General features: G+C 52.7%; 6 protein-coding genes and 1 pseudogene. 5 read left to right on the top strand and 2 right to left on the bottom strand.

Annotated elements, in window-relative coordinates:
• Both ACUNV4_RS30190 and ACUNV4_RS30185 read right to left on the bottom strand, forming a co-directional pair.
• A partial coding sequence (locus tag ACUNV4_RS30190; RefSeq protein WP_430882395.1) for a transposase zinc-binding domain-containing protein occupies window positions 1-270 on the bottom strand: 270 nt, incomplete at its 3' end.
• 7 nt (window positions 271-277) lie between these two features.
• A complete protein-coding gene (locus tag ACUNV4_RS30185) occupies window positions 278-1,183 on the bottom strand; it encodes a tyrosine-type recombinase/integrase (RefSeq protein ID WP_430882394.1) in 906 nt (301 codons plus the stop codon).
• A gap of 329 nt (window positions 1,184-1,512) precedes the next feature.
• On the opposite strand from ACUNV4_RS30185, the gene ACUNV4_RS30180 reads away from it, so the two are divergent.
• The 5 genes and pseudogenes from ACUNV4_RS30180 to ACUNV4_RS30160 all read left to right on the top strand — a co-directional run.
• Entirely contained in the window at window positions 1,513-1,785 is a 273-nt protein-coding gene (locus ACUNV4_RS30180; protein ID WP_430882393.1) for a helix-turn-helix domain-containing protein, read from the top strand.
• 167 nt (window positions 1,786-1,952) lie between these two features.
• Window positions 1,953-2,117 (top strand): DUF4160 domain-containing protein, encoded by a 165-nt coding sequence (locus ACUNV4_RS30175; RefSeq protein WP_430882396.1) that lies wholly within the window; start codon window positions 1,953-1,955, stop codon window positions 2,115-2,117.
• The gene (locus tag ACUNV4_RS30170) at window positions 2,101-2,349 is read left to right on the top strand and encodes a DUF2442 domain-containing protein (RefSeq protein ID WP_430882392.1); all 249 of its coding nucleotides are present in this window, start codon (window positions 2,101-2,103) and stop codon (window positions 2,347-2,349) included. The genes ACUNV4_RS30175 and ACUNV4_RS30170 overlap by 17 nt, the downstream gene beginning before the upstream one ends.
• A gap of 382 nt (window positions 2,350-2,731) precedes the next feature.
• Entirely contained in the window at window positions 2,732-4,072 is a 1,341-nt protein-coding gene (locus ACUNV4_RS30165; protein WP_430882391.1) for an IS1380 family transposase, read from the top strand.
• 835 nt (window positions 4,073-4,907) lie between these two features.
• Window positions 4,908-5,456 (top strand): annotated as a pseudogene (locus ACUNV4_RS30160) (IS1634 family transposase); the annotation flags it as partial.

Raw genomic sequence — 5,456 nt, 5'->3', positions numbered from 1 at the left:
GTAGTCCACAGGCAGAAGCTTGGCCTGCTGGCGTTCAAGCCAGCGTGTATTGTCGTGGTTCTGGCAGCGCTGACAGCTACGGTGTCCGCAGGATCGCCAAGTGCCTTGTGTGTGTTCACAGTTCGGGCAGTACCAGTGCAACTGCCCGTTGTGCTCCGTGCGGCAGCGTCGCATGGCCGCCAGGGCCTGTCGGTGCTCGCTGCGTAGCCGGTGTCCATGGCGGACTAGAAACGGGTCCGCGTAGCGCTCGATCGTCTGCAGTAGTGTCATGAGCGCATCACTCCACCGCATCGAGCGTGACGGGTAGGTCCTGGATCATCGCATCGACCAACTCGCCCGCCTGTTGCTGAGCGGGTTCGGTCAGTTTGGTGTACACCAGCGTTGTCGTGATCGAGGCGTGTCCGAGCAACTGTTGAATGTGCTGCAAGCTCAGACCTCGCTCGAGCAAATGCGTGGCATAGGCATGGCGCAGGGTGTGAGTCGTGACCCGCGTGCGGATACCGGCCTCGAAGGACACGCGTTTGATGGATCGTTGAACGCCGCTGGCGCTCATTGTTTTGGTCGCCCGGTACTTCTCCTGAGCGGTTCTGCCGTCGGGAAAAAGCCACTTCGGATGCCGGTGAGTGGCCCAGTAACGACGCAAGCTCAGTAGCGTACGTTGGGGTAGGAAGACGTACCGATCCTTGTTGCCTTTGCCGAGGCGCACATGGATTCTGCGCTGGGCGGCATCGATGTCGAGCACTTGCAAGGCCAAAGCCTCGCCCAGGCGAAGCCCCATGCTGTAGGTGCACAGGAAGAAGGTCTCGTAGCGTTGTTCACGCGTGGCATTGATCAGATTGGCCACTTGGGCATGGGTGATCACATCGGGCAGGGATTGCACCCGCTTGGGCTTGACAATGGTGCCCCAGTCCATTGGTTTGTTGACGACGTGTTTGAAGAAGAATTGCAGTCCCGCTCGATCCGATCGGACGGTGCTCCAGGAATGCGAATCAATCAGGGCGACGAAGTGCTGGCGCAACTCATCCGGCGTCAAGCGGTCGGGGCAGCAATCGTAGGCGGTAGAGACACGGCGCACGGCGCGAGCATAGACATCCTGCGCGGAAGGGCTCATGTTGCGTAGCTTGAGGGCGGTAAGGTGTTTCTGGTACTGTCGTTTGAAGCGACGTTGCTCGTTGGGTTGCATAGCGGTTTCCTCGTTTTTCACATCCCGGAATGGGGTGTGTGAGAAAACAGTGACACAGCATGGCAGTATCACTCTGCCGCGGAGCGGCTCCGTTCAACATTGCGATGGAGCTGTCGCTGGACCCAGGCACAGAACCTGGCTACGCCAGAACCCGCATCCGCTTCCAGCTCGGGTTAGCGCTGTTGTTATCTTCCTTTGGATCAGATGGTATCGAATTGCTAGCGATACAAGGCGAAGTTGACAAGCCAAACGGTCATGTATAGGATTCTGTACATAGATGAGATTAGGGTGATTCTATATATAGGCTAATCATCGTATGGAGGGTTCTATTGAAGAATAAAAAAATGGCTGCTGTTGTTAAAGATCATATGGATGATCCTGCTGGTCTCGCGCAGCGACGCATAAAGACTAAACTGATGAATGCGATCATCAATTACATTGATGATAAAGAGCTAACACAGTCAGCTGCGGCGGAAATCATGCTGGTCCAACGAACGCGTGTGAACGATGTTTGCAATGGACGCATTGATAGTATGACGATAGATGCCCTCGTAGCTATGACGGCCCGGCTAGGACTGGATCCGCTTGAGACCGCAGCCTAAATAGCGGTAAATCAATTGACTCAGCACTTTATTGGATACGATTCCTGTGAGTCAATAAAGTAAGAAAAATATAATGAGAGAACGGAAAGATGCCAGTAGTTTTCAGGCTCGATGGCTTTAGGTTCTTCTTTTACTCAAATGAGGGTAATCCTCTGTAACCCGTACATATCCATGTACAGAAAGCTGGAGCTGAAGCCAAATTCTGGGTTGGTACAGAAATAACCCTGGACACTAGTGATGGCTTTGATGCGAAGACGCTGAGGAAGCTACTGAAAATAGTAGAAGAAAATAGAACTCTGATTGAGGAAAGGTGGGATGAGTACTTCGGCTAAGAACGTTAAGTTTGCAAATGATTCAATGTGGGTAGAGCTAACTGATGGACGCACTATTGGTGTACCACTTGCCTGGTTTCCCCGTTTGTTAAATGCATCGGAAGATCAATTGAAGAATTACACATTCAGTCCTAATGGTATTCACTGGGATTCTCTAGATGAGGACATATCAGTAAGTGGGTTGCTAGCGGGACGGGGCGATCAAACAAAGCAAGGGAAAGTAGCAGCGTAAATATTCTCGCGGTAACTCGCCAATGAGAGGATCGAATATCTAAAAACGGAAGATAACCAAGCGATGATCGTGTCCAGATAAATCCCGAATCTTGGGAGGGAGGTAAAAGACCTGAAATTGATTGATGTTACCCAGCGGGTGTAAATCCCGCCACGCCAACGCTTGGCCAGCAGGCAGGTAGTGAACCCGAGGGCGATCACCAACAGGTGGTGTCTGAAGCAGGGGTAGCGAGTTGGCAGGCCGTGTATTGAGTCCCGAAATATGTACAGTTGTGGTCCGCAAGGATAGCTCTAGCCTGAATAAATCGTGCAGAGGTGGCGGAGTGTCACTAAAATTGTAGGCCTATCAGAGCTTTACAATCCAAAACGCACACACTCCGCCAGTGACAAATTGTACCCTGAACCGCAAGGTAAAAAAACGCTCAATCCAGATCAACTTCAACGGTGGCGATGTCAGTGGCATCGGCGGTGTTGAACTGTTACGAGCCGCTGATGACCGCCTTGGCTTGTGTAAGGCAGCCTGCAGATTGCTGCCCGATCCACGCGACCGCGCAGGTATCACACACCAATGGGAGGCGTTGTTTCGTCAGCGTATTTATGGCATTGCTGCAGGCTTCGCCGATCTGAATGACCACCGGCAATTACGTCATGATGCGGCTTTGCAATGCGCAGTTGGTGCTCTGGAACCCATGGGTAGTGCCTCAACCTTGTGTCGAATGGAAGCGGTAGCCAGCCAGATGCCGCCTTCGGAGTCGAGAAAAATGGTGTTTCAGATGCATGAGCTGATCCTGCAAACGTTCATTGAGTCGCATGACAAACCTCCCAAATCGCTCGTCCTGGACTTTGATGGCACCGATAGTCGAGTCTATGGCCAGCAGGAAGGTCGAAGCTACAGCAGTCACTATGGCGGCTATGCCTTTCTGCCCTTGTATGTATATTGCGGGAGTCATCTGCTGGTCAGCTACCTGCGGCCAGTGAATCGCACGGACTCCTACCACTCTGCTGCCGTATTGTCGTTGTTGGTCAAAGGGCTAAGAGCCCATTGGCCTGACGTGAAGATCGTTTTCCGTGGCGATGCCGGCTTCTACCGCCCCTTGCTGCTGAGTTGGTGTGAACGCCATGATGTTCGCTACATCATCGGTTACCGAAGCAACGAGGTGCTGTTGCGCGAATGCCAGACAACGATAAATACGCTGGACACTGCCTGGCACTGGCTTGAACACTACGAAGCGGATTTACCCTCCATAAAGCACTTTCTGGACATCGACTACCAGGCTGGAAGTTGGCGTCAAAGTCGGCGAATTGTCGCCAAGGTCGAACACAATGGCATCGGCCCCAATCAGCGGTTCATCGTCACAGATTTGGGTGGCGATGCGGACCAACTCTACAGCCAGGTGTATTGTGAAAGAGGCACTATGGAGAACCGGCACAAGGAGCTTCAGATGGGTCTGTTTGCAGATCGAACGAGTTGTTCAGCCTGGTGGAGCAACCAACTGCGAGTCATGTTCTCATCGCTGGCCTACGTACTATGGCAAAGCGTCAGACAGGTTGGTCTGGCAGGCACTACGCTGGCTAAGGCTCAGGTGTGGACCCTGCGTCAACGCCTGATCAACATCGGCGCTGTGGTGCTCAGAAATACCCGTCGAATAGAGCTTCGCCTCAGCAGCGCATCACTCGAAAAATCGAACTTCATGCTTGCCTTGCAACGACTCCAGGCAACGTAGTCACTGGCCAATGAAATGATCAACCTGCCAAACGGGGGAAAGGGGGCTGCTGCTCGCAAGTGTCAAAAATGCCTACTATATGACTTGAAAGGCCATCGACGTAGCGTCCAAATATGGCACAGTTGCATTATCCATCATCATGAAATGTTCAGGCTAGGCAACTGGAGTAAAGCCGACGGTGTTCATTGGCCGGAAGGCAGCAGTTCTGCACGTGCTATGGCAAGCGTGGAGAACACCACCGGGATCTGAGACCAGGGCACGCGAACAAAGGGGTAACCGGGGAACTGGAGAGATCCGATCGTATCCTGATGTCGGAAACCGGATGGGTGACACCGATATAGAAAACACCTGGCGTCGAGAGCTCACGTATCGGAGTTGTTGACGAGCCTTCGGGGACCACGAAACGAGGCGATACGGGCAGTCAGGTATCGGGGAACAAGCGAATAGCGGAGGACCCTGAGAGGTGCGGTTGGAAGTCTTAGCGGATCATAGTACCGATGTTCACGTGGATGTTGCAGTGAATGGGAAGGTGGCGAACGACTAAGCCCTGAGGAGCCACTGTAGGGAAGGAGAAGCCGGGTATGACGTATTGATGAGAAGACCGACGGGAGATACCTAAGAGATCAGAAACCGTCTCAACAAAATTTCATCAATTGCAGAGCACCCGGGTTCGACAGTTGCGAGCTGAAATCAGCCAATTTTGGTAGTATTCTCTAGAAGGAATGCGGGCTGCAGAGGTGTTTTTCCAGAATCGCTTGTAGTGGCACGTTTTGATAGATCTACTTTTGTTTCGCACTGGTATTGACAGAGATACCCGGTGTGATAATGTGTGGGCATGTTTGTCAAGCTCACCAAGTCTGGACCGCGCCGCTATCTGCAGCTGGCTGAGTCGTATCGCGATGAGAACGGGCGCGTAAAACAGCGCACCATTGCAAGTCTGGGTCGTCTGGAGAAAATAGACGCCAACTTCGATTCGCTCATTCGTGGACTTGAGCGTGCGACGGGTAGAAAATCCGTTGTCGATAATCAGTCGCCTTCCGATAGCAATGAAAAGCCCGTCATCAGTTTCGAGCCTGCTCGCGCGCTTGGTGATGTCTGGACATTGACGCAATTATGGAATGAGCTGGGATTTGATCGCCTGGCAAAGGTATTTCGATCATCAAAACGTAAACTCGATGTCGAGACCCTGCTGCGTGTCATGGTCTTCAACCGATTATGCGACCCGGAATCAAAACTGGGCGTATTGCGTTGGCTCGAGACGGTGTGTCTGCCTGGTGTGGATAGTAGCGGCTTTGCCTATCAGCACTTGCTCCGATCCATGGATGCGCTGATGGATGAGCGCGAGAAAGTGGATGAGGTCGTGTCGTCGCTACTGCGACCATTG

The organism is Granulosicoccus sp. 3-233, assembly GCF_052681095.1.
Note: the sequence above shows the minus strand (reverse complement) of the source record. Positions and strands in the feature narration are given on the sequence as shown.